Annotated in this window: 22 protein-coding genes and 2 pseudogenes; 12 read left to right on the top strand and 12 right to left on the bottom strand. The window is 69.6% G+C overall.

Features of this window, described 5'->3' with window-relative positions:
• Nucleotides 1–13: 13 nt before the first annotated feature.
• The 4 genes and pseudogenes from ACFXMG_RS10415 to ACFXMG_RS10430 form a co-directional block, all read left to right on the top strand.
• Nucleotides 14–289 (top strand): annotated as a pseudogene (locus tag ACFXMG_RS10415) (DUF6529 family protein); the annotation flags it as partial.
• A gap of 94 nt (nucleotides 290–383) precedes the next feature.
• Complete coding sequence (locus ACFXMG_RS10420; protein ID WP_383814944.1) at nucleotides 384–539, top strand: DUF6529 family protein; 156 nt, start codon at nucleotides 384–386, stop codon at nucleotides 537–539.
• A gap of 555 nt (nucleotides 540–1,094) precedes the next feature.
• Nucleotides 1,095–1,865, top strand: a complete 771-nt coding sequence (locus ACFXMG_RS10425; RefSeq protein WP_383814942.1) for a hypothetical protein — start codon at nucleotides 1,095–1,097, stop codon at nucleotides 1,863–1,865.
• Nucleotides 1,866–1,874: 9 nt separating this feature from the next.
• A complete protein-coding gene (locus ACFXMG_RS10430) occupies nucleotides 1,875–2,504 on the top strand; it encodes a class F sortase (protein ID WP_383814940.1) in 630 nt (209 codons plus the stop codon).
• A gap of 541 nt (nucleotides 2,505–3,045) precedes the next feature.
• Here the strand turns inward: ACFXMG_RS10430 and ACFXMG_RS10435 are convergent.
• Complete coding sequence (locus tag ACFXMG_RS10435) at nucleotides 3,046–3,852, bottom strand: transposase family protein (protein WP_383814939.1); 807 nt, start codon at nucleotides 3,850–3,852, stop codon at nucleotides 3,046–3,048.
• A 181-nt stretch (nucleotides 3,853–4,033) separates the two neighbouring features.
• Here ACFXMG_RS10435 and ACFXMG_RS10440 point away from each other — a divergent pair, with 181 nt between their 5' ends.
• On the top strand, nucleotides 4,034–4,168 hold the full coding sequence (locus ACFXMG_RS10440; RefSeq protein WP_383814938.1) for a hypothetical protein: 135 nt from the start codon (nucleotides 4,034–4,036) through the stop codon (nucleotides 4,166–4,168).
• A 244-nt stretch (nucleotides 4,169–4,412) separates the two neighbouring features.
• Here the strand turns inward: ACFXMG_RS10440 and ACFXMG_RS10445 are convergent, their stop codons facing one another.
• The 4 genes and pseudogenes from ACFXMG_RS10445 to ACFXMG_RS10460 all read right to left on the bottom strand — a co-directional run.
• Nucleotides 4,413–5,018 carry a hypothetical protein gene (locus ACFXMG_RS10445; RefSeq protein WP_383814937.1) on the bottom strand — a complete coding sequence of 202 codons (606 nt, stop codon included), beginning with the start codon at nucleotides 5,016–5,018 and terminating at the stop codon, nucleotides 4,413–4,415.
• Entirely contained in the window at nucleotides 5,018–6,562 is a 1,545-nt protein-coding gene (locus ACFXMG_RS10450; RefSeq protein WP_383814935.1) for a helix-turn-helix domain-containing protein, read from the bottom strand. The genes ACFXMG_RS10445 and ACFXMG_RS10450 overlap by 1 nt, the downstream gene beginning before the upstream one ends.
• A 101-nt stretch (nucleotides 6,563–6,663) precedes the next feature.
• Nucleotides 6,664–6,861: a hypothetical protein gene (locus ACFXMG_RS10455; protein ID WP_383815006.1), complete on the bottom strand. Its 198-nt coding sequence runs from the start codon at nucleotides 6,859–6,861 to the stop codon at nucleotides 6,664–6,666.
• A 129-nt stretch (nucleotides 6,862–6,990) separates the two neighbouring features.
• Nucleotides 6,991–7,089: pseudogene (locus tag ACFXMG_RS10460) on the bottom strand (SAM-dependent methyltransferase); the annotation flags it as partial.
• A 430-nt stretch (nucleotides 7,090–7,519) separates the two neighbouring features.
• On the opposite strand from ACFXMG_RS10460, the gene ACFXMG_RS10465 reads away from it, so the two are divergent.
• The 3 genes from ACFXMG_RS10465 (at nucleotide 7,520) to ACFXMG_RS10475 (ending at nucleotide 12,337) form a co-directional block, all read left to right on the top strand.
• Complete coding sequence (locus ACFXMG_RS10465) at nucleotides 7,520–10,630, top strand: hypothetical protein (protein WP_383814933.1); 3,111 nt, start codon at nucleotides 7,520–7,522, stop codon at nucleotides 10,628–10,630.
• A 19-nt stretch (nucleotides 10,631–10,649) separates the two neighbouring features.
• Nucleotides 10,650–11,441 (top strand): hypothetical protein, encoded by a 792-nt coding sequence (locus ACFXMG_RS10470; protein WP_383814931.1) that lies wholly within the window; start codon nucleotides 10,650–10,652, stop codon nucleotides 11,439–11,441.
• A 398-nt stretch (nucleotides 11,442–11,839) separates the two neighbouring features.
• Entirely contained in the window at nucleotides 11,840–12,337 is a 498-nt protein-coding gene (locus ACFXMG_RS10475; RefSeq protein ID WP_383814929.1) for a hypothetical protein, read from the top strand.
• A 70-nt stretch (nucleotides 12,338–12,407) separates the two neighbouring features.
• Here ACFXMG_RS10475 and ACFXMG_RS10480 read toward each other — a convergent pair whose 3' ends face one another.
• The 3 genes from ACFXMG_RS10480 to ACFXMG_RS10490 form a co-directional block, all read right to left on the bottom strand.
• Nucleotides 12,408–13,997, bottom strand: a complete 1,590-nt coding sequence (locus ACFXMG_RS10480; protein WP_383814928.1) for a hypothetical protein — start codon at nucleotides 13,995–13,997, stop codon at nucleotides 12,408–12,410.
• Nucleotides 13,998–14,255: 258 nt separating this feature from the next.
• Nucleotides 14,256–14,399 (bottom strand): hypothetical protein, encoded by a 144-nt coding sequence (locus ACFXMG_RS10485; protein ID WP_383814927.1) that lies wholly within the window; start codon nucleotides 14,397–14,399, stop codon nucleotides 14,256–14,258.
• Nucleotides 14,387–15,070, bottom strand: coding sequence for a hypothetical protein (locus ACFXMG_RS10490; protein ID WP_383814926.1), 684 nt, complete (start codon nucleotides 15,068–15,070; stop codon nucleotides 14,387–14,389). The genes ACFXMG_RS10485 and ACFXMG_RS10490 overlap by 13 nt, the downstream gene beginning before the upstream one ends.
• Between ACFXMG_RS10490 and ACFXMG_RS10495 the strand changes: the two genes are divergently transcribed.
• Complete coding sequence (locus ACFXMG_RS10495; RefSeq protein WP_383814924.1) at nucleotides 15,060–15,398, top strand: hypothetical protein; 339 nt, start codon at nucleotides 15,060–15,062, stop codon at nucleotides 15,396–15,398. The genes ACFXMG_RS10490 and ACFXMG_RS10495 overlap by 11 nt on opposite strands.
• Nucleotides 15,399–15,449: 51 nt before the next feature.
• On the opposite strand, the gene ACFXMG_RS10500 is transcribed toward ACFXMG_RS10495, so the two are convergent.
• Nucleotides 15,450–15,770, bottom strand: a complete 321-nt coding sequence (locus ACFXMG_RS10500; RefSeq protein WP_383814922.1) for an alkyl sulfatase C-terminal domain-containing protein — start codon at nucleotides 15,768–15,770, stop codon at nucleotides 15,450–15,452.
• A 291-nt stretch (nucleotides 15,771–16,061) separates the two neighbouring features.
• A complete protein-coding gene (locus ACFXMG_RS10505; protein WP_384119831.1) occupies nucleotides 16,062–16,448 on the bottom strand; it encodes a hypothetical protein in 387 nt (128 codons plus the stop codon).
• 194 nt (nucleotides 16,449–16,642) lie between these two features.
• On the opposite strand from ACFXMG_RS10505, the gene ACFXMG_RS10510 reads away from it, so the two are divergent.
• Together ACFXMG_RS10510 and ACFXMG_RS10515 are read left to right on the top strand one after the other, a co-directional pair.
• Entirely contained in the window at nucleotides 16,643–17,320 is a 678-nt protein-coding gene (locus tag ACFXMG_RS10510) for an FG-GAP repeat domain-containing protein (RefSeq protein WP_383814918.1), read from the top strand.
• A gap of 298 nt (nucleotides 17,321–17,618) precedes the next feature.
• Nucleotides 17,619–19,364: an FG-GAP repeat domain-containing protein gene (locus ACFXMG_RS10515; RefSeq protein WP_383814916.1), complete on the top strand. Its 1,746-nt coding sequence runs from the start codon at nucleotides 17,619–17,621 to the stop codon at nucleotides 19,362–19,364.
• A gap of 154 nt (nucleotides 19,365–19,518) precedes the next feature.
• Here ACFXMG_RS10515 and ACFXMG_RS10520 read toward each other — a convergent pair whose 3' ends face one another.
• Nucleotides 19,519–19,953, bottom strand: coding sequence for a hypothetical protein (locus ACFXMG_RS10520; RefSeq protein WP_383814915.1), 435 nt, complete (start codon nucleotides 19,951–19,953; stop codon nucleotides 19,519–19,521).
• Between the two features lie 171 nt (nucleotides 19,954–20,124).
• A complete protein-coding gene (locus ACFXMG_RS10525) occupies nucleotides 20,125–21,522 on the bottom strand; it encodes a DUF4041 domain-containing protein (protein WP_383814913.1) in 1,398 nt (465 codons plus the stop codon).
• A gap of 535 nt (nucleotides 21,523–22,057) precedes the next feature.
• Here ACFXMG_RS10525 and ACFXMG_RS10530 point away from each other — a divergent pair.
• On the top strand, nucleotides 22,058–24,796 hold the full coding sequence (locus ACFXMG_RS10530; protein ID WP_383814911.1) for a SpoIIE family protein phosphatase: 2,739 nt from the start codon (nucleotides 22,058–22,060) through the stop codon (nucleotides 24,794–24,796).
• Nucleotides 24,797–24,802: the final 6 nt, after the last annotated feature.

Below are 24,802 nucleotides of genomic sequence, written 5' to 3' on the forward strand. Positions count from 1 at the left end.
CGGGGCTGCCGCCGTGGTCTTCGTCGCCGTCTTCCTGTTCGGCCGGGCGAACACGCCGGACTACACCGCGGCACCGTTCGGTGAGACGGGCACCGATGCCGTGCGTCTCAAGGCACAGCTCGCCACCGGCGTCCTGGGGCTGGCCACTCTCCAGCTGCTGCTGGCGCTCTGGGTGTACCACCGGTTGCCCCGGGTGCGCCGAGTGCCGGGCCCGGTACCGATCACCCATCGCATCGTCGGTGTGGTCCTATTCGCTCTCACCGTCCCGATCGCGGTGCACTGCGTCCGGGCGTACGACGTGCAGCTGACCGGCTCGCGTCTGGCAGTGCACTCGATCGCGGGCTGCTTCTTCTTACGGGGCGTTCGCCGCCAAGGTCCTGCTGGTGCAAAGTCGTCGCCTGCCGGGCTGGGCACTGCCACTGGTCGGCGGCGCGCTGGTGGTCGTGGTGGTGGTCCTCTGGTACACGAGCGCGCTGTGGCACTTCAACGGAGACAGCGTGCCGCTCCTGTCACTGGGACACCACCTGCCACCGGGGTAGATGTCACGATCGGAAGGACATCCCGCTCCAGGGACGCACTCGGGGCATCGGCCACGGCCGCTCAGAAATCTGCCTGATCAAGGTCACCACCGTAAACAGGCCCCCCTTCCCGCGGAGCCCGCCAGGCCGTCCAGATCAAACGCTGGCGCATCTCTCGCAGGCCCAGCATGCGCTCCGGTCATCTGCGCGAGTAGACCATCAGGTGGGGTATCGGGGGCCGGCCAGAACGCTGAGGCTCACCAGCGCGATCGTCACCAGACGCTCTGCGGTGGCCGCCGCCTCACCGCCACTCTCGCGTTGAGGGGCCGGACAGCGGAAGGCCGTCCGCGTTCGTGCGCAGAGACCTCTGCCGCATGTTCTTCGCGGGCTGTCGGTTCACTGAACCCTGGGTGCCTGCACAAGGTCCGGCGTGACTGCGAGATGTGGCACCCCTGCACGTGATGTCGCCCTAACGCTCCACTGCGGTGGCCGGAGCGGATCCAAGCGGACAAGCATTACTTTATGCGCTCGAATAACTACACGGCGCAACCGTCTGTCAATCGAGTAGGAGCACCCGTGCAGAAGGCCACCTCCGCCGCGATCGCCGTCCTCACCGTCATAGCCGGCGGCACAGCCCTCGCCCCGGCGGCTCTCGCCGCCGACGAGACAGGGGGCAAGAGCCTCCACGCGACGCTCTCCCCGGTCCCCACCAACAAGGTCACCGGCTCGGGCACGGCGACGGTCCACCTGAAGGGCCACCAGGCGACCATCACCATCAAGACCCAGGGTCTTCTCGCAGACGCGCCGCACGCCCAGCACTTCCACATCGGCGCCAAGGGCCAGTGTCCGCCCGCGTCGGCGGCCATGAAGCACAACGGCCTGCTGAGCATGAACACGACCGACGGACTGCCGTTCTACGGCAAGATCGGCGCCTCCCTCACCACCACCGGCGACACCGGCGCCTCCCACTCCGCCCTCGCGGTCGACCGCTTCCCCAAGGGCTCCTCCTACACCTACCACCGCACCATCACGGTCGACGAGGAGACCGCCAAGAGCCTGCGCTCCGACAACGCGGTCGTCGTCGTCCACGGCATCGACTACAACGGCAACGGCAACGGCAAGTACGACAACGTCCTCGGTGCCAGTGACCTGGATGCCACGCTGCCCTCGGAGGCCACCAACCCGGCGCTGTGCGGACCGCTGAAGACGACCCCGGCCGGAGCGGTCGCCGGAGGCATGGGCGGCACCCAGGACGGTGACACCGTGGCGCTCACCGCCGCCACCGGCCTGCTGGCCGCCGCCGCGGGCACCATGTACCTGCGCCGGCACGGCAGCCGCCAGAACTGACGGGCGACCGTGAAAGGCCTTCGGCCTCGTGGCCGCCGCGGTATCCACACCGCGGCGGCCATCGCCTTCACCACGACCGCCCTCGCCCTCCTGGCCAAGGTCGCGGCATCCCCCTCGGCGCCCCCCGCCGCGCCCCGGTCCGTCCTCGCGGGGCCATCCGATCCCTCACCACGGCCGCCGCAGGGAGGAGTTCCAGCCCTGCCGGCATCCCAGCCCGAGCGCATCGACATCCCTGAGATCGGGCTGACCGCGAAGATCGTGTCCGTCGGCACGGCTGAGGGCGGCACCATTGCCATGCCGACGGACGCGGACCAGGCCGGCTGGTACCACGGCTCCCCGACACCGGGGGAACACGGCAACACACTCGTGGTCGGGCACCTCGACTCGTCCAACGGCCCCGCCGCCTTCTACGGACTGGGCGCCCTGCGCAACGGTGACCGCATCACCCTCACACGCCACGACCGGACCAAAGTCACCTTCACCGTCACCCGCATGGCCGTCTACCCCAAGGGCGACTTCCCCTCCCAGAGCGTCTACGCCCCCACTCTCCAACCGCAGTTGACACTGATCACCTGTGCCGACTGGGACAGATCCAGAAAGCGTTACCGCTCCAACCTCGTCGTCACCGGCCACCTCTGACCCCACCGGCGACGGCGCTCGCAGGAGGCTCCGGGAATGACAGCATCTGTCCGGCGAGAACGACGATCGGGCTCTGCGCACACTGCCCGCACGGACTGCCCCTCGCCGCGGCCGACCTGATGGCTGACCGTCTCCCGGCCCTTGGGCGACGTGACGGCTTCAAGGGCCCGGAGACGGCGGCGACGACCCCAACGGAAGACGACACACCCCTGAGGCTGCGCCTCCATCAGACCTCACCGCCTCACCGGCAGGGCACTTCGACGCTCGCGACCGGCCAAGAGCCACACCTGTGGGGGAACACCGCTGCCGGAAGCTGCCCGCCCTCTGGGCTATCCGCGCACACAGGGCCACAATGAAGGTGCGGCACGACCTGAGAGCAGGCTGGTGAGGTGGCAGAACCCGACGTAGGCAAATGCGTGAGCGATTTCGCACTCCTCGGCGGCAGTCTCGAACAGGGGGCCTTCAAACGTCGGCTGTACATGCTGTGCCGAGAGCAGGGGAAGGCGACTCTCCTCTTCTTCTCCCCGTCACTGAACCTCTTTCATCCTGAATAGTTGCAGGCCAGCAGCGTGTGGACAGCCTGGACGATGGTGCCGATACGGCGGGTGGAGCATCTGGCCCGGCGGAGTAGCCGCCAGGACTTCAGCTGGGCGAAGGCGCGTTCGCCGGGCGCTCGCAGTCTGGCGTGGTCGCGGTTGAACTGCTGGTAGTGGGCGGGCTGTTCGCGATGGTGGTGATACGGGGTGCGGAAGGTGGCGCCGGCGCCTTGATGGGCGCGGTCGGCGAGGACGAGGATCTGCCGGGTGAGGCAGGCCTGGACGATGGCGTGAGCACGGGCCGCGGTCAGGTCGTGGGGCGTGCCGGGTGTCGCAGGGGAGAACCACAGCGGCGTGCCGTCGGACCGGGCGATGACCTGCGCATTCATCCCGTGCCGACGGTGCTTCATCGAGTAGTACGGTTCGTCGGCGCGGATCCGGTCGATGGGGATCAGCGTGGCGTCGACGATGACGTGGTCGCCTTCACCGGGGCCAGTGAGGGCTTCGTGCAGGCCGGGTGCCCAGCCGGCCAGGACGTTCAAGGTCTCGTCGACGTACCGCCAAGCGGTGGCCTGGGATATCCCGAAACCCGCTCCGAGCTGCGAGAACGTCTCGTTCTTCCGCAGATGGACCAGGGTGAGCAGCGCCTGCTGGCAGCAGTTGAGCTTGCGCCGGCGTGTGTTGCGGGCCCGGCGGTGCTGGTACAGCAGCCAGGCGACATGCTCGACGAGCTCGTACGGGACGTCGAGCGTGGCAGGATACCGAACCAACAGGGCCCCTTCGGACGCCGGTGTGATGAGTGGAATCACCACGCCAACGACCAGGGGCCCTGCCTCGTCACCACCCCCGCCGACCAGCCCATTTCACCCTCCAGCACAGGATGAAAGACGTTCAGTGTTGAGAGCTGAGCCGTTGCGGGTGAAGACGTTCACGGGTCTGCGGATGCGGCAGCTCGCGCCGTTGTTCGGCTGCTCGCCTACGACAGTGCGCCGGATGAAGCACTCCGAGTTCCTCCGCGACTGCCGCTGGCGCGGCAACGGCCTCCACCACACGGTCCTGGGCGTCGTCCACATGCACGACCTCGCCCCCACACCCCCTGACCAGAGCAGCACCGAAACCCGACACTGAACTGCCCGAACGCAACCTTCTGCAACCCGCTTCATGTGAGTGGACCTCGTGCGGCATGGCCCGGAGGGACGGAACACCCTGACATTTCAGAGGGTCTGTCCCCCTTCACGGGAACCTACGGTTGAGGAGGGCAGCCATCTCGTCGACGACATGCCCAAGAGGCGGCGAACGTGGCGGATGGGCCGGGGTGGGTGCGGTCCGCCCCGGCTCGTGGGCCGGGGCGCGGGAAGGGCTGGTGTGGGGGTCAGGCGTTGATGCCTACGGAGGAGACGTACGCGTAGGCTCCGTAGTCGGAGTCGAGGTCGGTGATGACGTCGTCCCAGATCTCGTCCACGGTGTCGGCGTCCTTCTTCGCCCAGGCGTCGACCAGGTCGCCCCAGACGTAGCGGACGGTGATGGTGCGCTGGGAGAGGGTGGGGCGGCGGCGGGATTCGGGTACGTGTCGCTGGTCGACGGGGTAGATCTCCATCCGCCGGCCCTGTCCCTTGTTGTCGAGGTGGCGGGCGAGCCAGCCGGAACGGATCAGGTTCTCCCGGCGGCGGTTCCAGTAGGCGGTGTCGATCTTGTCGCGGTTCCGCGCCGTGGGGGAGATCTTGCCCTTGTTCCTCATCCAGGACCGCAGGGTCCGCGGGGAGACGCCCTGTTCCTTCAGCGCCTCGCGGCCGGCCTTGCTGTCGAGGTAGCGCAGCCGGGCGGCCAGACCGCGTTTCGATGTGACCGGCGAGGAGACGCCGGAGGAGTAGACGATGCGGTTCAGCTCCTGGACGAGGGCCTCACCGCCTTTCATCCCGCGCGTGTCGAACCGCTGGAACTCGCCCCAGCGGGACCACAGGTCGGGGGAACCTGCCATTACCGCCTACCTCCGAGAATGTAGGTGTCTTTCACCTTGACCTGGTTTAGGTCCCTGCCCTCCGAGAACAGTTCGCGCCAGTCTCCCACGACGTGGAGTTCGTCGGTGCCGGAGATCTCCACGACCTGAAGACCGGCCTGGTGTGCCTTGAGTGCCTTCATCCACAGGTTCGCGAACGCCTTCGAACGGATGATGTGCATCCAGTCGGGGCGGCGGATGTCGCGGTTCGCGCTGGATTCGCCGATGGTCGAGACGAATTTCGAGTACATCGCCTTGACGTAGGCGACGGTGATCTCGTCACCCTCGGCGATCGCGTTCTTCCGGACCTCGGCGAGCGCGCGGCGCATCTTCTCCAAGAGGGCCTCGGTGGCGCCGGAGACGAGCGAGCGGTGGATGGCCGGCGGAGCGGCCAGGCCCTGGTGGGCGCAGTCGATGAGCGCGCGGAGGGTGGACTCGGTGACCCACAGCTCCCCCGGCTCCTGACGGGCTCCGAGAGGGTTGGGCAGGTCGGGGTGGTCCCAGTCGGCGGGGGTGATCAGGTGGACGCCGGACCTCTTCGGGTCGTGCACGCCGCTGGTGTCCTCGCGGAGCTGCCCGATCGGAAGCCAGCACTTGAGCGCGGAGAGGTAGGCCGCGTTCATGTCGAGTGCGGTCACCTCGATTTTCTCGCCGCCCTTCGCGGCTTTGAACAGGGCGGCGTTCCGCCACTTCGGGCGGCCCTCCCAGATCTCGTCCGCGCCTTTCTGGGACTTCTTGTGCAGGATGCCGGCGGTCGGCGGGAACTCGGAATGCTCGTATCTGCCGCCGACCCGGGACGATTTCATGATGGCCATCACGTCCGGAATCGCCGCCTTGATCAGCGCGGCCTGTGCGGCGTCGAGGTCGCCGGAATGCTCGGCGATGACGTCCTGCACGCGGCCGGTGATCTGCCCGACCAGGGTCCCGGAGGCGTACCCCGCAGCGGGCCGGCGGGGCTCCGTCCTGGTCGGAGCGGCGTCGGGCTGCTGCTGTGCCGCGTCCACCGGTACGGCGGAAGGAGCGGGCGGAGCGACCGGCTGAACGGGTTCGGCCGGGGCCGCCGAGGTCGGTACCGCGTTGGCGATCGCCCCTGCGGAAGCCACGGCGGCGGCGCACTCCTCGGCGCTCAAGTGCTGAGGGAAGCCGTCGACTTCCTCCACCGCCGGTTGTCCGCACAGCACACACAGCCCCAACCCGACCAGGGCCGGGGTCTCGGCAGGGGCCGGGGCGGCCTGGGCAAGGGGTACGAGGGGCGCGGCGAAGGTGCCCACCTGGAGCGAGGGCACAGCGCCGTGCAGGACTCCGACCGCGTGCGTCGGGCCCGCGAGCAGGTCGAGCACGGACAGGCCGAAGTGAGCGGCGAGCCGGTCGACGTCCTCCAGCGACCAGTGCGCGGCCCCGGACTGCTTACGGGACACCTGGGCCTGCGACAGCCCGATCCCGGCAGCCAGGGCGCCCTGGCGCTCACCGGTCCGCGTCATCAGCGCGGCCACCGTGAGCCTGAGACTCTCCTCGACACTCAGCATGATGCAAATCTAGCCCTTCCCATGCTCTATCCGCATACTGAATGCAAGTTCGGGAAGGCGGTGGTGGGCGGCTCCTCGCCCCTGCGGGCGCCGGGTGCGGACTACTTCTGCGAGCGAATCTGCCAGACGGTGCCGGCCACCAGGGCAGCCCACACCGGCCACGCGCCCCACAGGGCCGGCACGAGCCACCCCGCGTCGTCACGGCGGACGGTCGCCACGGTGAGCGCCAGGGCGGCCACTATGAGCGCACCGACCGAGATCCGGAGTTCACGCACCAGCTGGGAGATACACGACGACATGCACGAAGCCTTCCTCATCCTCGGATACGCACTGTTCTGCTGGTGACGCCTGAACTCCCGAGAGGAGTTCCAAGTGGGCGACCTCAGAGTGGCTTGGGGCAGGCGGAGATGCGCTTTTCGGAGAGGTAGGTCGAGAGTCGGTCCGAGAACGGCAGCCGCGAGCGCTTCGGTCTCCTCGGCGTCGTAGCGATCGGCGGTCGCACGGGCCCACAGCCCGCTGCTCGTCACGGACGGCCACTTTCCCGCGTGCCGAAGGACGAGGTCGACGCGACTACGGCCTCCGCTCCGCAGCGCGCACTGCCCACAACTCGACATCGTCTTCCTACGACCTCGGCTGCGCTTCTCTGTTGTTGCCCCAAGAGGCAGCAGTCCAGATCCGTACGGCCCACCCCGTGGTGCCCCGAATCTGACCTGGTCCACGCTGCCCGTGGCCCGGAACGTGCGACAGCCTGCCAGCTGACGTCCAGGGGTGATCCGCGGCAGGCGAGAGGGACAGCCGATGAAGTCGGTTCCGGATAGGACCCCCGCCGAGCCCTCTCGCAACGACACACCCCGCACGGCCACGTCGTCTCCTGATGCCCGATCGTTGCAGCGCCTCCAGGGGGCGGCCGGTAACGCGGCGGTGGCGCGTCTGGTGGCTCAGCGTTACACGGCTCCGGTGAAGACGCCCGCGAGTGCGGCGCCGGGTTTTCGTCGGGTGGGTGCGGATGTGGCGGCGAAGAAGCGGACGATGGCCGCGCACGCGCCGGCGGCGGCGGAGTCGAGGTCGGCGCAGGACGCGGCGGTGGCGCCTCCGGACGACAAGGAGGCGCAGGGCAAGGCGGCGAACGCGGAGAAGATAAACGCGGCGAAGCCGGGGGAGTTCGACAAGGCGGCGTTCGTCGCGGCGGTCGACAAGGCGATCGAGGCGCAGGCGCCGAAGAACCTCGACGAGGCCGACAAGTTCTCCAAGTCCGGCAAGGCCGACAAGGTGAAGGACGAGGTCGACGGGAAGGTCACCGACGGCAAGAACACCTCGGCGAAGGACATCGAGACGGCGACGAAGGCCCCGCCGGACACGTCGGCGGCGAAGGACAAGCCGGTCACCCCTCTCGATCCGGACCGCCCGCCCGGCAACCCGGGCGCCCCTGCCGCGAAGGACGCGATCCCGCAGAAGCAGCCGCCGGCGGTGACGGACTTCTCGCAGGGCCCGGCGGAGAACGACAAGGCGATGGCCGACGCCGAGGTGACGGAGGAGCAGCTCGCCAAGGGCAACGAGCCGGAGTTCAACGACGCGCTGAAGGCGAAGAAGACCGCGGAGACGGACTCCGCGAAGGCCCCGGGCAAGGCGCACACCGCCGAGGACCAGCAACTGGCGGCGGCGAAGGCGGGCGCGGCGGCGGCTGGCGCGCAGGCCATGAACACGCTGACGGCGACGAGGGCGGCGTCGGGCCAGGCGGTCGACAGCGGCAAGGGCGAGACGAAGTCGAAGGACGAGCAGAAGCGGGCCGAGGTCACGGCGCGTCTTCAGAAGGTCTTCGACGCGACGAAGAAGGACGTAGAGGCGACGCTGACGGGCCTCGACACGAAGGTCGACGCGGCGTTCACGTCGGGTGAGAAGGCGGCGCGGGACGCGTTCACGGCCGACCACAAGGCCCGCATGAAGAAGTACAAGGACAAGCGCTACAGCGGCTTTTTGGGCAAGGGAAGGTGGCTGAAGGACAAGTTCGCGGGCCTGCCGAAGGAGGCGAACGACCTCTACCAGGAGTCCCGCAAGCTGTATGTGGCCCGCATGCGCACGGTCATCTCGCAGGTGGCGGACATGATCGGCGTGGAACTGGGCCGCGCGAAGACGCGCATAGCGCAGGGCCGGACCGAGCTGAAGGCGGAGGTCGACAAACTCCCCGCCGACCTGAAGGCGTTCGGCGAGGAGGCGCGGAAGGACTTCGAAGGAAAATTCGAGGACCTGGAAGCAACCGTCGACGAGAAGTCGGAACAGCTGGTCCAGGACCTCGCCAACAAGTACACGGCCGCCCTGAACGCCGTGGACGAGGAGATCAAGAAACTCCAGGAGGCCAACAAGGGCCTCATCGACAAGGCGAAAGACGCGATAGCCGGCGTCATCAAAACCATCAACGAACTGAAGAACCTCCTGCTGGGCATCCTGGCAAAGGCCGCCTCGGCGATCATGAAGATCATCAAGGACCCGATCGGCTTCCTGGGCAACCTGGTGAAGGCGGTAGGCGCCGGCCTCAACCTCTTCATCACCAACATTGGCACCCACCTGAAAACGGGCCTGGTCTCCTGGCTCCTGGGCACAGCGACAAAGGTGGGCCTGGAACTCCCCCCACGCTTCGACCTACGCGGCATCATCCAACTCATCGCCTCCCTCCTGGGCCTGACCTGGGACAACATCCGCACCCGCATCACCCGCAAGGGCGTCCCCGACGAAGCGATGACCGCGGTGGAGTCGACGGTCCCGGTGGCCCAGTCCCTGGCGAAAGAGGGCCCGGCGGGAGCGGTCAAGGAGATCCAGGCAGAAGCAGGCGACCTCAAATCGACGATCCTGTCGAAACTGACGGAATACCTGATCCCCACGGTCATCATCGCCGGCATCACCTGGATCCTCTCCCTCCTCAACCCCGCCTCCGCCTTCATCCGCGCGGTCAAGGGCATCATCGACATCGTCACCTTCATCGTGACCCAAGGCGCCCAAATAGCCGACTTCGTCAACGCAGTCCTGGACGCAGTCATCCACATCGCCAACGGCGGCGCAGCCGGCGTCCCCAAAACGGTCGAAACAGCCCTGGCCGCCAGCATCCCCCTCCTCATCGGCCTCCTCGCCTCCCTCCTAGGCATAGGCGGCCTCGCCAACAAGGTGAAATCGGTCTTCCAGGCGGTCTCGAAGCCCGTCAACCGAGCCATCGACAAGATCGTCGACTTCATAGCCAAGAAGGGCAAATCCCTCTGGCAGAAACTCAAGACAAAAGGGAAAGAGCCTGGCGGCTCTGCGCCAGATAGAAAGGATGACAACTCCGGCGGCCTGAAGACGATCAGGGCGCACGTCTCGCTGACCGGAAGCGACCATACCGTCACAGCCAAACCGACCGGTGAAGTCCGGATGGCCTCGCAGGAAGGGAGGCTGCAGGACAAAGTCCGGTCGCGTTTGGCCGCGATAGAGCACATCACCCCTTACCCCCATGACGAGAAGAACGCACTGGAAACTCTTCTGCGCCTCAACAACCAGGTGGCCAAGACGGCGAAGGAGGCAATGAAGAGCCGTTCCGCCAGAAAGGAAGAGGCGTGGGGTGCCGCTTGCCATGACCTGATCGACGCAATTTCCGACTACGGGCAGCGTTTCAACAAGAGAGACATCGAGGGTGGTGTCGAGGACGAAGAGCAGACTCAGATAGCGAAGAAGGACAGGAGGACCTCTCCGGAGCTTCAAGCCCTTGCGTTGCGACACAAGGGGGCTGACTGTGTGGCCATCCTTCGGACTTCAGGTGGCACATACGAGGGATGGAGCAGCGATCGCAGCATGAAGGACCTGAATCAGGCTGCGGTCAAGCAGATATCACGCTCTCGCCCCAAGCATCACTATGGGTGTGCGGAGGTTCTCTGTATCAGTCAGGCATACGACGCTGAGTACGGAGCGGCGAACCCTGAACCTACGAAGAGCGCGACCATCGAAATGGTCCATGCCAGCGGCAAGGATTTCGGGAAGCCCTACCCGGCGTGCATGAGGTGTTCGCCACTATTGCGTCAATTAGGTATATTGGTTTCGAATTGATTTCACCAGGAGGAGGAAAGTGAGCATTCTGTCGGTACATACCGACTCCTTGCGCAGTTCTGACCGCGAGAGAGCATTGAGAGCCTTGTCCGCTTTGGCGGATCCCATCGCTCCTCAGGGTGTTGCGTTCGAGAGCGACGCGGTGACGTACGTTCCTCACCTGCTGGGGTTGGCGCTGACCGAGAAGATCATCGTCCAGGCCGAGGTGCTCAACTATCTGGCGAACGTCTATGGGTCGGCACTTTGGTCGTGGCGACGCACTCAGGAGGACTGCGCAGCCGCCGAGAAGCCGGAGTACGACGAAATGGTCGGCTGGGAGGAATCGATCGCCGACAGTTACGAGGAGGCTGCTCCCGCCGCCATGGCGATCCTCGCAGGGACCGACGATGAGAGAGTGCGCGGCGGCGCCCTCCATCTGGTCTCTCAACTCGCGAGCTGCCGTGCGACTCTCCTCCCCCTGCTGTACGGGATGTTTGACGATGAGTCGGGGACGGGCTGGAAGGTCGATGTCATCGAGGCCCTGGCCCACGCTGGAATCACCTTGGATCGCGAGGGCACCACGACCACTTCGTCTCTGGGCTGGTTGCACGCGAGGAGAGAGACCGCCGCCCCGGGCATCCGTCTCGGTGCGGCACTCAGCCTGCTTCCTCGAGTCGAGTCCGTCCTCCGGGGATCACTGGAGGAGTCGGTCGCCCGCTCAACCGACGCGGAACGCGACGCGGTCATGGAAGCCATGTGGCTGCACGGGAGAACCGTCGAATGGGCCACGAGGAGAAGGGTGAACCCCACCAGGTATGTCCCTTCCCGCTGAGCCGTGTCCCCTCTGACGGCGGCGGTGAGGTCCGTAACGCCACGGCGTCCTCGACGCGCTCGCCGAGGCCGACGTGCGGTGTGGGGCCGGCGAGGCTTGCCAGGGGCGTCGGTCGCCCGACTCACCTGGCTGACGGCCGGCCACCGGAACGACGGGAGCACAGGGCGACGTCGGCGGCGCCCGCCCGCCCGCCACGGCCTGCCGGGGATCCGTATCGGGATGTGGCCCTCCTGGTGGCCTGTGCGCAGGTTCCGTACCTGGAAGGCGTTGTCTCGCGGAGCGGTGACGGTGAAGGCCGTCGGGAGGCCGTCCAGGACGGTGCAGGCGAGAGAGACGACCTCGCTACCCTCACCGGTCCGGAGGCTGCGTAACAGCTGTCGGGTCCTCAAGTCCCAGACGTGGACCCAGCCGCCCCACGACGCCGTGACGGCGAAGTGTTCGTCGTCGGCGACCACGCCGCTCACCGCTATCCACCGACCCTCTTCGATGTTGCGGGTGAGCGCTTCGTGGAGTCCGGGGTCGCCGCCGCGCGCGGCGTCCAGGGCCAGGATCCGGCGGCGGTCCTCCACCGTGGCGGTCCTGTGGAGCCCGGCCGAGGTGCGGTAGACGGCGGCGGTCAGGCGGGCGCGGTCGGAGCTCGCCCGGCCGAGGTGGGGGGTGAGCTGCTCGGGTGCCGCGTGGACCACGTACTCGACGTCGCCCAGGACTTCGTCGAGCCGGCCGCCTTGGGCGGCGTGCGTGGAGAGGTGGGTCCGCGTGTACGGGTGGGCGAGGCGCCAGTCGCGGGTCCCGTCGGTCCGGTGGGGCACGCGCCCGAGGAGGACGCGGGTGAAGGCGGCGTGGATCGTCGCGGGGTCGGTGCCGTCGGTGAGGTGGTCGGCGAGGCCTGGTGGTAGAGGCGGTAGGCGGAGCCCCCGTTCTCGGCCGCCTCGACGACGTAGGAACCGGCGGTGCGGCGCAGCCACATCAGGTCCTCGTCGGTGTAGGCACGGCCGGAGATCTCGGAGGCCAGTGGTGCCCAGATGTCCTCCCATGGGAGCCTTGGCCCTGGGCGTGGGCGAGGGAGCGCAGGAGGTCGACGACGCGTGCGGCGTCGGAGCTCAGGCGGCGTCGGAGGTCTCGGTCCAGGGCTTCCGTGGCGTGGCGGGGGAGGCCCGCGCGCCAGACCGGGTCCGTGGGGTCCTCCACGACGTCGGGTGCCGAGGCCAGGAAGCCGGCGGTGATCCGGGCGACGAGGAACGAGGAGCCCGCCGCCGCGACCGCTTCGGCCACCGGACGCACGGCACCCGGATTCTCCAGGTACGGGGAGTCGGGGTGTGCTTCGAGGAGGTTGCGCGCCGCGTAGGTGGCCACCGCCTTCGGGTCCGCGTACCGGGCGGCATCCAGGTCGATCACGCCGGCGGCGTCCCGGCTCGTGCCGAGGAGGGGCAGGAGATAGGGGCGTGTGCCGAGGAGGAGGCGGATCCGGCCGCGGGAGTGCTCGATCAGGGGCCGCAGGACCTGGGTGCACAGCGTGTGCGGGGTCGCGGCCTCGTCGAGGGCGTCGACGATCGCGGTGAACGTCTCGCCGTCGCCCGGTTCGGGGAGCGCCGCGAGGAGTTCGCCGACGGTCCGGGCGGACACCCGGGCCTCGGCGGCGAGTCCCTGGACGACCTGGGAGTCGGTCAGGCTCTGGGCGTAGACGGACACGTCCACCGATCGTTCGCCGGGGACCCGGTGTGGGTCGAGGCCGAGGCTGTGCAGCGGCACGGTGCGGCGGTGCTCGGGGTGGGCGAGGGCGGCGGTCAGTCCCAGCACCGCGGTCTTCCCCGAGCCGGGGTCCGCGGTGAGGACACGGCACGCGTCCGCCACTCCGGGCGCCGGTTCCGCCTGGAGCCATCGCGTGAGGTCGGCGAGCGCCGCGTGACGCACTGAGAACCACCAGCGTCCGGCGCCGGGCCCGTGGTGGCCCATGGCGTGGACCAGGAGGCGGCGGGTGAGTTCCACGTCCCGTCGCCGGTCCTGCTCGTGGAACTCCGCCGCCCGCTGGATCGACAGGTCCACCTCCTGCACGGTGCTGTACCGCGGGTTCGGCAGGAAGGCGGGCGGCTCCCCGGTGAGCCCCACGAGCGAGGGGAAGACGCGCTGGAAGTCGGGCCGTTCCGGGCTGTCGTTCATCTGCTGGACGACGGTGGAGACCGAGAGCGTCCTCGGGCTGTCGCCCGCTGTCGCCCGGCTCGCCACCGCCCGGCTGAGGAGTCGGGGAAACACTCCGGCACCGGCATGTTCACGGGGCTGCGCGGAGGAGACGATCACGAACCCGCCCCCGGTCGACCGGCCCCACTCGGCGCCGATGCGCTCCAGCGCGGTGGCCGCGAGCTCGTTGCTCCCCTGGCCGGAGTAGCAGGTGTCGAAGAGGAGGAGCAGCCGCCGCAGACCGGTGTCCCGGAGCAGGGTGCGCGCCAGGTCGGCGGTGGGCAGGGCGGTGTGGGCGAGGTCGTCGGAGTCGGTGTCCGACATCAGCAGCACGTGGTGTCCGGCATCGTCCAGGACTTCGCCGTCCCCGGAGACGTACACCGTCAGGAGGTCGTCCTCGCGCCGGTCGGGTGCTCAGCAGAACTCCCTGAGCCGGTCGGTCAGTTCGGCGCGGGGTCGGATCTAGGCCGAGGCCGGCGTGGTGCTCGTATCCCAGCTCACGGGTGAAGAGGTCGATCACCTGGTCGCGGGCTTCGACGAGTCCCGGCCTGTCCCACTCGGGGCACCGGGGATAACGGGCGACCGCGGTGGCGATCAGAAACCGGCGCGGCCCCTCGCCGCGACCTTCGGCCCGCTGACTCATGCGAGACCGGCGGCGATCGCCTCGCCGCACAGTCTGTCCGTCAGGTAGGCACTCGCGTCGTGGGCGTGGGCGCCGTTGTCGGTCCGCCCGCATCGGATGTCGTCCCCGAATCGCGGGCGCAGGTCCTTCACCAGGGCCACCACGTCTCCGTCGTCGGCCAGGTTGGTCCACGCCAGCGCCTTCGTACCCGGCCATGATCCGCGGGCCGACCGGCTCTCGCCGGGGTGACCAGAGCGCGCACAGGGTGTCCGGGGAGGGTGCAGAGGGCCTCGTAGGCGACGACGGAACCGAGGGAGTGGGCGACGACGCGGGTGTCCGGGCCGATCGCCTCCCTGACCCGCGTTCGGGCCCGCTCGCGCAACTCCGCCTCGACGAGGTAGCGGTGGACGTGCTTGAGGTCGAAGACCATCGCCCGCAGAGCGATCCCCGCAAAGAAGCGGGAGCCCGACAACGCGCGCAGAGCCGCCTGCACGGACCGTGGTGCCGAAGCCAGGGTGACCGACGCGGACTGCGGGCCGGGCAGGTTCGCGTCGCGCTCGGACGCGGGCCGCCACCACTGTGCGAGCAGATCCCTCTCGAAGCCGTCCTCGACCTCCGCGGCGGTGTAGCGGGGATCCCCGACGGCCAGCCACTCCCCCGCCGGCCGGAACAGGTCGCCGTAGAACGCCATCGTCCCGTCCGACGCGTCCAGCCCGTCGGCGGCACCGGCCCGCCGCAGGCCGTCCGCCATGGCCGGCCACCACTCCGCGAGGAGGGAGGACTCCCCCATCGACTGCTTCCCGATCCCGTGCACACCGACGATGCGTGCCACTGCGCTGGCCTGGGTCTTCGTCGTCGACCGCCTGAAGGGCATGATCATTTACGGAGGGGACCTCGCCCGGCACCCGTCGGTCGCCGCCGTGGCGGTCGTCGGGCTCCCCGATCCGCACTGGGGCGAGCGGGTCCACGCCGTGGTGGTCCGCCGCCCGGGCGTGGAGGTCACGGCCGACCAGCTCATCGCCCACGCCCGCACGCGGATCGCCGGGTACAAGGTGCCTCGTTCGGTGGAGTTCGCCGACAGCCTGCCCGTATCGGCGCAGGGCAAGATCCTCAAGCGAGTGCTGCGCGAGCGGGACTTCGAGGCCCTGCCACTCCCCTGACGGCGACGCGGGCCGCCCGGTGTCCCCCGCGCAGCCCGCACACGGCTTCGGTCAGGGGGTGACCATGGCGAAGTCGGGATCGAAGTCGGGGTCGAAGTCGTCGAGGAGACCGGCGAAGGTCGGCAGGACGGTCTCGTCGCCGTCGAGGGTGATCTTCCCGGCCTGGGCGAGCGGGGGTGCGCTCGCGGGCTTGAGGAGGGTGGCGACGAGGGCGGCCTTGGGGCCGCTGACGGTGAGCGGGGTGTCGGGGTGGGCGCCCCGGCGGGCGTTGAGGACGCCTCGCCGGACCCACATGGTCCAGGTCTCGTCGTGGTCAGTGAAGTGCAGGTCGACACGCAGGTGCCCCGGGATCTCTCGGCGACCCGCCCCCATTCCTGGCGTTCTGTACCGGATCCAGCCGCCTCAGGGCTGCTCCAAGGGCACGAATACGTCAACTCGTGCGCTTCCCGGTGCCGTCAGGGGGCTCGGGGTGGGTCGGATGCTCCTGGTAGTGAGGCAGGAGACGCGTGTGAGTGTGGATGGTGGCTGATACTGTCCGCTCGACCTTGGTACAGACCCGGCCCTGGAGGGGGATTCAGGGGGTGTCTGGCGAGGCCAGGGCGCCGCGCTGGTTGCTGTGCGGCTGTTCAAGGGGAGGGTTTCGGTAGTGCTTCAGGGACTTGTTCACGGCCGTCGGCTGGTGGGCTCGGTGGGTGTCGCTCTCGCGGTGACGGGTGGATGCCTGACCGTGTCGGCTCCGGGGTCGGTGGCCGCGCCGCGGGCCCAGGCGGCCCAGGCGGCCCAGGCGGCCCAGGCGGCCCAGGCGGCCCAGGGGATCGTCACCGGTGCGCTGTTCGGTCCGCAGGTCAGTCTCGACACGCCGGGCGGGCGCGCCGTGCTGGAGTGGAGGCTTTCGCAGTTGGGGGTCTCGGTCTCGGCGACCCTGCGCCACACGCGTACGGGTGAGACGAAGACGGTGGCGCTGGAGCCTCCGACCCGGGGCGATGACGACACGGTGCGGGCCCGGATGAACTGGAGCGGACTGTTCGACAACGGCGACCGTGCGTTCAACGGCGCCTACACCTGGAGCCTGCGGGTCACCCCGTACGGCGGTCAGGCCACCACCGCCACCGGTTCGTTCACCGTCGTCCGCACGCCCAGGCTGCATGACTTCGACGACAACGGTGCCCCTGACGTCCTCGTCAGGAACAGTGGCGGAAAGCTCGAGCACTACAAGCTCCAACATCACCCAGGTCTCGCCCCAGATGACCGGCTACCGCACCCCGATCGGTCTCGGCTGGCAGGGCTACGACCGGATCGAGGTCACCGGGAACCTCGCCGGTGCCACCCATCCCGACCTCGTCGCCCGCGACAAGACGGGCGTCCTGTGGCTCCACCAGGGCAACGGGCGCGCCGGGTTCGCGACCCGGGTGAGGGTCGGCAGCGGGTGGAACACGTACGACAAGTTCGCCGGCGGCAGCGACCTCACCGGCGACGGACGGGCCGATCTGCTGGCCGCCGACAAGAGCGGTGTCCTGTGGCTGTACAAGGGCACGGGTACCGCGGCGTCTCCGTTCGGCGGCCGGATCCGTGTCGGCGGTGGCTGGGGGGTCTACAACGACCTGGTCGCCACGGGGAACCTCGTCGGCACCGCTGCCGGGGACCTGTTGGCCCGTGACCGTACCGGAGTGCTGTGGCTCTACCAGGGCAACGGCAGCGGCGTGTTCGGCGCCCGGGCCCGGATCGGCGGCGGCTGGGGGACGTACCGTCACCTCTCCGGCATCGGAGACGCCGACAACGACGGGCGGGCCGACGTCTTCGCCGTCGACCCCACCGGCGCCACCTACCTGTACAAGACCACCGGCAACGCGACCGGACTCTTCAAGCCGCGCACGAGGACCGGCATGGTCTTCGCCCCGAGCGCCTACAACCACGTCGCCTGACATACGGCAGGCGGCACGCATCCCGGCGGGCGGGCGGCGTCGCCGCGGCTGCGGCGGCGGCGAGCAGGGCTGCCGATGACGCGCCTTGCCTCGGCGTTCCGTCTGCTCCCGTGGTCTCGGTCGTGGGCGCCTGCCTGCCCGGGCAGGCGGAGGTCTGTCCGAGCCGAGTCCGCTGGTCCGCCGGATGTGCCGGGTCCCACCGGGACAACGGCACGTCGGGTGACCTGTCCCTTCCGTGCGGTGAACGCGCAGGAATCCCTGGGGTCCGCCGCACACTGATCAGATCTGTGAAGGAACCATGAGACGTCTCATCCGCCGCACGGCCACGCTTTCCGCGGCCGCCGGTCTCCTCACCGCGGGAACCCTCCTCGCCCCGCCCACCGCCTCCGCGGCCGACGAGCTGAAGCTGTCGGGGTACGACGTGGTGGCGGGGCCGGGCTCGTTCCCGCGCTTCTTCCCGATCGTCGAGTCAGGCACGACCTTCTGGGGGAAGGTCGTCGTCACAGTCGGCACCAAGCCGATGACCGACCCGGCCGGCGCCGGGGCCGGGCTTCCGAAGGGCTACATCGCCCACGCCAACGACTGCACCCAGGCCGTCGGGTACACGGGTGTCTTCGTCTGCGACGGCGAAATGGTCGCTGCGCCCGACGCCACCGTCCCTGCCGACGCCACCGACACCACCCTGTACTGGGGCTTCGCGTACATGCCCGCCAACGGCGACCTCGCTGCCGCCGTGAAGGAGGCCCGCAGTGCGGGCAGCCTCCCGGCGAACGGAAGCCGCGGCACCGCCAAGGTCACAGTGAAGTCCGCTGCCTCCGCCGCCCTCAACACCGTTGCCTTCGACACCCCGTCCGTCCCGGACGGCGGCACGGTCCGGCAGCAGCTCCGCATCCACGCCGCGGACGCCGGAAGGCTCGCCCTGCGCTTCACCAAGGCAACGGGCCAGTTGATCAGGGCGAATCCGGTCATCCGCCTCGGCAAGCCGACCCCTGACGCGGGCGCCGCGTGCCGCGTACCCATTGCCGAACTCGACTCAGGGTCAGCCGGGGCCAACCTGTACTGCGAGCTCGAACCCGGCGATCACGTCATCAGCTACGAGCTCACCAGCGCGCCGGGCCAGTACGCACAGAAGTACGTGGCCTACACCAGCTACGACCTCTACACCGCTGCCACGCCTCCCGAGGCATTCGTCCGCCGGACCAGCGCCCCGTTCGCCGTCCAGGGCAGCCCGGTCCGTCCCTTCCACGGCCTCCTCGCTCGCGACACCACCGGCAGGCTGTGGAAGTACTCCGGCACGCGCAGCGCCGACACAGCGCTCGCCTTCCGGGACCTGATCGGACCCGGCTGGCAGGCGTACACGACCCTCACCTCCCTCTCCCCCGCCTCCCAGGCCCCCTACTTCCCCGGCAGCGTGAAGCCGTCGGCCGTCACCCGGGGTCTGGGCGACGTCGTCGCCCGCGACGCCTCCGGCACCCTCTGGTACTACGACCGCCAGCTCGTCACCGACAAGCCCTTCGCGCCCCGCGTCCGCGTCGGCACCGGCTGGAACGCCTACGACCGCATCGACGGCGCAGGGGACGTCGACCGGGACGGGTACGTCGACCTCCTGGCCCGCGACAAGTCCGGGGTCCTGTGGCTGTACAAGGGCACCGGCCGGCTCGTCGACGGCAACCGGTTCAAGACCCGCGTGAGGGTCGGCGCGGGCTGGGGCGCGTACGACCGCCTCGCAGGCGGCAGCGACCTGACCGGCGACGGCCGCCCCGACCTCCTCGCCCGCGACAAGACCGGCGTCCTGTGGCTGTACAAGGGCACCGGCAGCGGTACGGTCCCGTACACCACCAGGGTGCGGACAGGTGGCGGCTGGCAGGGGTACGACCAGCTCGTCGTCACCGGCGACCTCACCGACGACGGCCGGACCGACGCGGTCGCCCGCGACAGGACGGGCGTCCTGTGGCTCTACAAGGGCACCGGCAAGGCGGCCACTCCGTTCACTGGCCGGACCCTGGTCGGCGACGGCTGGGGCGAGTTCAACCACCTGTTCTGACCCCGACAGCACCACCACGAACGGCCGGGTCTCCCACCCCTCGCGCAGGACTGAAGAGACCCGGCCCACCGTCAGCTGTCAGCCGACAGCCGCATCTTCGGCCCGGAAGGTCGCCACCGCCCCCTCCATCGCAGCCTTGGCGTCATCCGCGGTTTCAAAGGTGTGGATGGTGACGGATGAGCCTGCATAGACGATCATCCCGGGAGGCTCGTAACCACCGCGCACTCGGCGGGCCTTCCACGACGCCAGGGCTGTTGGACGTCCACGACGGTGGAAGGGCGCCAGGGCTGATAAGCGCCTTGCACACCATGTCGCCGGCCAGCTGTACCACCCCGTAGACGAGGAGAGCGGCCACCACGACGAGTGCGGCCGCCAGTCCCAGCAGGCCGGCGGTCGTGTTCGGCTTGGTGACGGTGATCGGCCCGAGCGTGATCTGGCTCCCACGCATCTTCGTACCGTTGACCGTCACGACGTTCGTCATCCGGGACTGGGACGTCGACACGTTCAGGTGCGTCGCCAGGGCCTGCTGAAGTCCGGAGTCCGCCCGCAACGCCTCCTGGAGCACGGCCTCGGCCTCCACCCCGGCCATCGCCGCCTGTCCGCGCGGGCTCGCGGGCCCGCGAGCCCGCGGCAAGACGCTCCCGCACGATGCTGACGACTGTGGCCACAGTCTCCCGCCCTCAACCCGTCGCCGCCCCCGTCAGTGCCCCGATGGCCAGGGCGGCAGGCTCCGCCTCCAGCGACAGCCCCGGGATCGGTGTCAGTCCGTCGTGCTGGCGCGCCACTCCAGTGCTTGCGGGGTCTCGGTGAACTCCACGAGGTGTTCGCCCGCGAAGCGTTCCAGTGCGGTGCGTACCTCGGTGGGGGTGACGTAGAAGAACTCCTTTCTGCTGTTGACGCGGTTGACGCGGCGGTCGGCGAATTCCTGGTGGAGGCGGGTTTCGAGGCCGACGGCGTCCTTGCTGAAGATGAGGGCGTGGACGTCGAAGCGGAAGGGGACGGCTGCGCCGCTGAGCTCGTAGACGCGGTCGAGGGGTTCGAGGCGGCGGGTCATGCCAATCTTGACGATGCGGTCGCCGAAGGCGCCGATGTTGGAGACGACGTAGACGTAGCCGGTGCGGACGTTCGCGGCGCGGGCGTCGACGTCCTGGAGTGCCTGTTGGATCTCGGCGAGCCTGGCCTCCATGTCGCGTATGGCGTCGTGGTCGCCTTGGGCGCGCAGGCGTTCGAGGGCGGCCTCGTGGTGGTTGAGCTCCTTGTTCAGCTTCTCCCGTTCGCGCTCCAGCTCCCGCTGGGCGGCCGCTTCCTCGCGTTCGCGGGCTCTCGCCTCGCGCTGGGCCTCCTTCTCCTCGTCCTTCTTCTGGAGGAAGTCGGCGGTCAGGTGCAGTTCGCGGACGCGGGCGTCGTGGTAGGCGTCGGAGATGCGGATGTGCATGGTGGCGCCGAGTCTGGCGATGGTCTCCCGGCTCTTGTAGAGGCGGTCGACGAGTGAGGTGAGGCGGTGGGGGCGCATCGTGCGGACCGCGTAGTCGGCTTCGGCGTTGTAGGCGCGGAGCATCAGTTTGGAGAAGTCGCGGATCATCTTGCGGCCTTCGCGGGCGGAGCCGTTGACGGTCCAGTCGGTGGCGGCGAGAACCGCCTGGTTGTCGCGTGCGAGGTTCTTGATCTCGGCCTTGAGGGAGTCCAGGCGGCTTCGGTAGGCGACCGCGTCGTGGAGCTGGTGATGGTAGGCGTAGATCCCGGCCTGTTGCAGCAGGACGGTCTCGTCGGTGGTGACGATCTGCGCGCGCAGCTCGGTCAGGCGGCTCTCGGCCTGGTAGATCTCACCGCGGTACCGCTCCGCTTCCTTGCGGATCCGCTCGGTCTCCTTCGCTGCCTGCTTCGCGTCGGCCTTGACGTCCTTGGCGACCTGGCGGGCCTGTACGACGACGGCTTCGGCCTCTGCCTGCGCCTGCGTCCGCAGCGCGGCCGCCTCCTGGCGCGTCCGCTGCACGAGTCCGGCGACCTGGGCGGCGTCCGCGCCATGGGCCTGCGCGATCCACTGCCTCAGCTCTTCGAGTTCGCTCCCCTCGTCACGCCGCAGACGGCCGAACCAGCCCCTCTTCCGGCCGGCGGGAGCGACGGCCTGAGGCACGTGCTGGTGGGGAACCGTCGCCACTGGAGGCACTTCGGACGCATCGGACGCATCGGCCTGCCACAGCTCCCAGCCGAGCGGAGGCGGTGGCCAGGACGGGTCCGGCCGCCAGCCGGGCGGGGGCACCCAGCCCTCGGCCAACGGCCAGTTCGGCGGCGGATTGAACCGATGATCACTCACACTCACTCGCCCACTCCCCCGGCCCGGTAGCACTCTGTGCCCCGCCCTCGGCGCCCCGTCCTCGGCAACTCGCCCGATCATCCCGCGCCGGTCCGCGCGAGGTGCTGCCGATCACCGAGATCGGCGGAAAAGACACCCTGCCGCGTGCTTCGGCGAACGGCCCAAGGACGCCCCCCGGCCGGGCGGGGGACGAAGCCACGCACCCACGTGGTCGGCGGGCGTGGCTCGTGCGCGTACCTCGATCACTCCACCACGGCAGGTGGGGCCCGGACGGCCGGTGCGGCAGGTGCGGCAGGTGCGGCCGGGTGGACGGAGGGCATTCGTCCGGTTCCGGGCACGCCTCACCGGCCCGGCCGTCCTGAGCGGCGAGACTCGGGCCATGAGAAGAACGCGCCAGGACGACCGCCGGGACCTGGAGGAGGGCGGGCGTGGCCCGGTCGGGCTGCTGCCGCGGAGCGTCGCGGGGCAGGTGTTCCTGTTGCAGGTCCTCGTGGTCCTGGTGCTCGTCGCGGCTACCGTGACCCTGCTGGTCCTCCAGGCTCGGCGGCAGGCCATCGACAACGCGCTGGAGAAGTCGCTGTCGGTCGCCGTGACGTTCAGGGACGCGCCGGGCACGGTGGCCGCCATGCGGTCGGCGGACCCCAGCGCCGTACTGCAACCGAGTTCCGAACGCATGCGCAGGGACGCGGACGTCGGATACGTCGTCGCCTTCGATCCGGACGGCATCCGCTGGTCGCACCCCGACCCGGGGCGCATCGGTGGTCATGTGACGGGCGAGTTCGGGCCTGCCCTGTCGGGCGAACCGTTCCAGGAGGAGTTCGACAGCGCGCTGGGGCGCGCCGTCGACACGACGGTGGCGGTCTTCGACGAGCGGCGGTCCGTCGTCGGGCTGATCTCGGTCGGGGTGTACGTGAAGAGCGTCGACCAGCAGGTCGCGCGGCAGCTGCCGGCGTTGATCGGGGTCGCCGCCGGGGCGCTGTTGCTCGCGACCGGCGCGTCCGCCGTGGTGAGCCGGCGCCTGCGCCGTCAGACGCGTGGCCTCGGTCCCGCCGAGATGACCCGGATGTACGAGCACCACGACGCGGTCCTGCACTCGGTGCGGGAGGGCGTGCTCATCGTCGACGACGACGGTGTGCTGCTGCTCGCGAACGACGAGGCCCACCGTCTCCTCGGCCTGCCCGCGGACGCCGAGCGGCGGCGTGTCTCCGACCTGGGCCTTTCACCGGCCACGGCCACGCTTCTCACCTCGGGCCGGGCCGTCACGGACGAGGTGGTCCGGTCCGGGAAGCGGCTGCTCGCCGTCAACGTGCGGCCCGTCGAGAGGCCGCCGGCCAGGGGCGGTGGGACCGTGGGCACGCTGCGGGACACGACCGAACTCCGCCTGCTCGCCGGCCGGGCGGAGATGGCCCGCGGCCGGCTGGACCTGCTCTACCAGGCCGGGGCGCAGGTCGGGACGACGCTCGACGTCGTACGGACGACCGAGGAACTGGCCGCGGTGGCCGTCCCCCGCTTCGCGGACTTCGTCACCGTGGAACTGCTGGAGCCCGTGCTGGGCGGCGAGGAACCCCGTGGCACGAGCCTGGAGATGCGGCGCACCGCGGCCGCCGGCATCCGCGACGACCACCCGCTCTACCCCGTCGGCGAGCTGATCCGTTTCGCCCCCTCCAGCCCGGTCGCCGCCGGGGCGCTGGCGGGGCGGGCGGTCCTCCAGGCCGATCTGACGGTCTCGGACGGGTTCCGGGACCAGGATCCCGACCGGGCGCGCAGGGTGCTTGCGTACGGGATCCACTCCTTGATCTCCGCCCCGCTCCAGGCGCGTGGCGTGATGCTCGGCATGGTGGACTTCTGGCGTTCGGACAACGCCTCCTTCGGGCCCGAGGACGTCGCCGTGGCCGAGGAACTGGCCGCGCGGGCCGCCGTGTCGATCGACAACGCCCGCCGCTACACCCACGAGCACACCACCGCGACCACGCTCCAGCGCAGCCTGCTGCCCCGCGTCCTGCCCGAGGTCGCCGCCCTGGAGACCGCGCACCGCTATCTCCCCGCCCGCCCGGGGGTGGGCGGGGACTGGTTCGACGTCATTCCCCTGCCCGGCGCCCGGGTCGCCCTCGTCGTCGGCGACGTCGTCGGACACGGTCTGCACGCCGCCGCCACCATGGGGCGGCTGCGGACCGCGGTGCACAACTTCTCCGCCCTCGACCTGCCGCCGGACGAGATCCTGGCCCACCTCGACGAACTGGTGACGCGTCTCGACACCGAAGGAGAGGCCGACGTCCCCGTCTCCGGCGCCACCTGCGTGTACGCGATCTACGACCCGACCACCGGACGCTGCGCCGTGGCGCGGGCCGGCCACCTCAGCCCCGCCCTGGTGGACCCGGACGGCACCGTCTCCTTCCCCGACATCCCGGTCTCGCCGCCGCTCGGCGTCGGTGGCGGACTGCCCTTCGAGACGGCGGTGCTCGACCTCCCGGAAGGCAGCCGGCTGGTGCTCTTCACGGACGGACTCGTCGAGCGGCGGGGGCAGGACATCGACCGCGGTCTGACGGAGCTGAGGACGGCCCTCGGGCATCCGGCCCGGACACCGGAGGCCACGTGCGACGCCGTGCTCGCCTCCCTGCCCCCGGGCGAACAGCACGACGACATCGCCCTCCTCGTGGCCCGCACCCGACGGCTGCCCCGGGACCGGATCGCCGCCTGGGAGGTTCCCTCCGACCCGTCCGCCGTCGCCGACTACCGCGCGCAGGTCGGCGAGCAGTTGCGCGCTTGGGGCCTGGACGGAGTCATGTACGGGACCGAGCTGATCGTCAGCGAACTCGTCACCAACGCCATCCGCTACGGCAAGCCCCCCATCGGACTACGCCTCGTCCACTCCGGCGACACCCTGGTCTGCGAAGTCTCCGACGGCAGCAGCACCGCACCCCACCTCCGCAAAGCCGCCCTCACCGACGAAGGCGGACGAGGACTCTTCCTCATCGCCCGCTTCGCCCAACGCTGGGGCGCGCGTTACTCCGACCGCGGCAAGGTCATCTGGGCGGAACAGACCCTGAACGAGCAGGTCGCCGAATCCACGCTGGACGCCGAGGCTGTGCTCGACCAGTGGGACGACGGTGAATGGTGAGAGAGC

Origin of the sequence: Streptomyces sp. NPDC059201, assembly GCF_042754585.1 — a bacterium.
Lineage (GTDB): Bacteria > Actinomycetota > Actinomycetes > Streptomycetales > Streptomycetaceae > Streptomyces.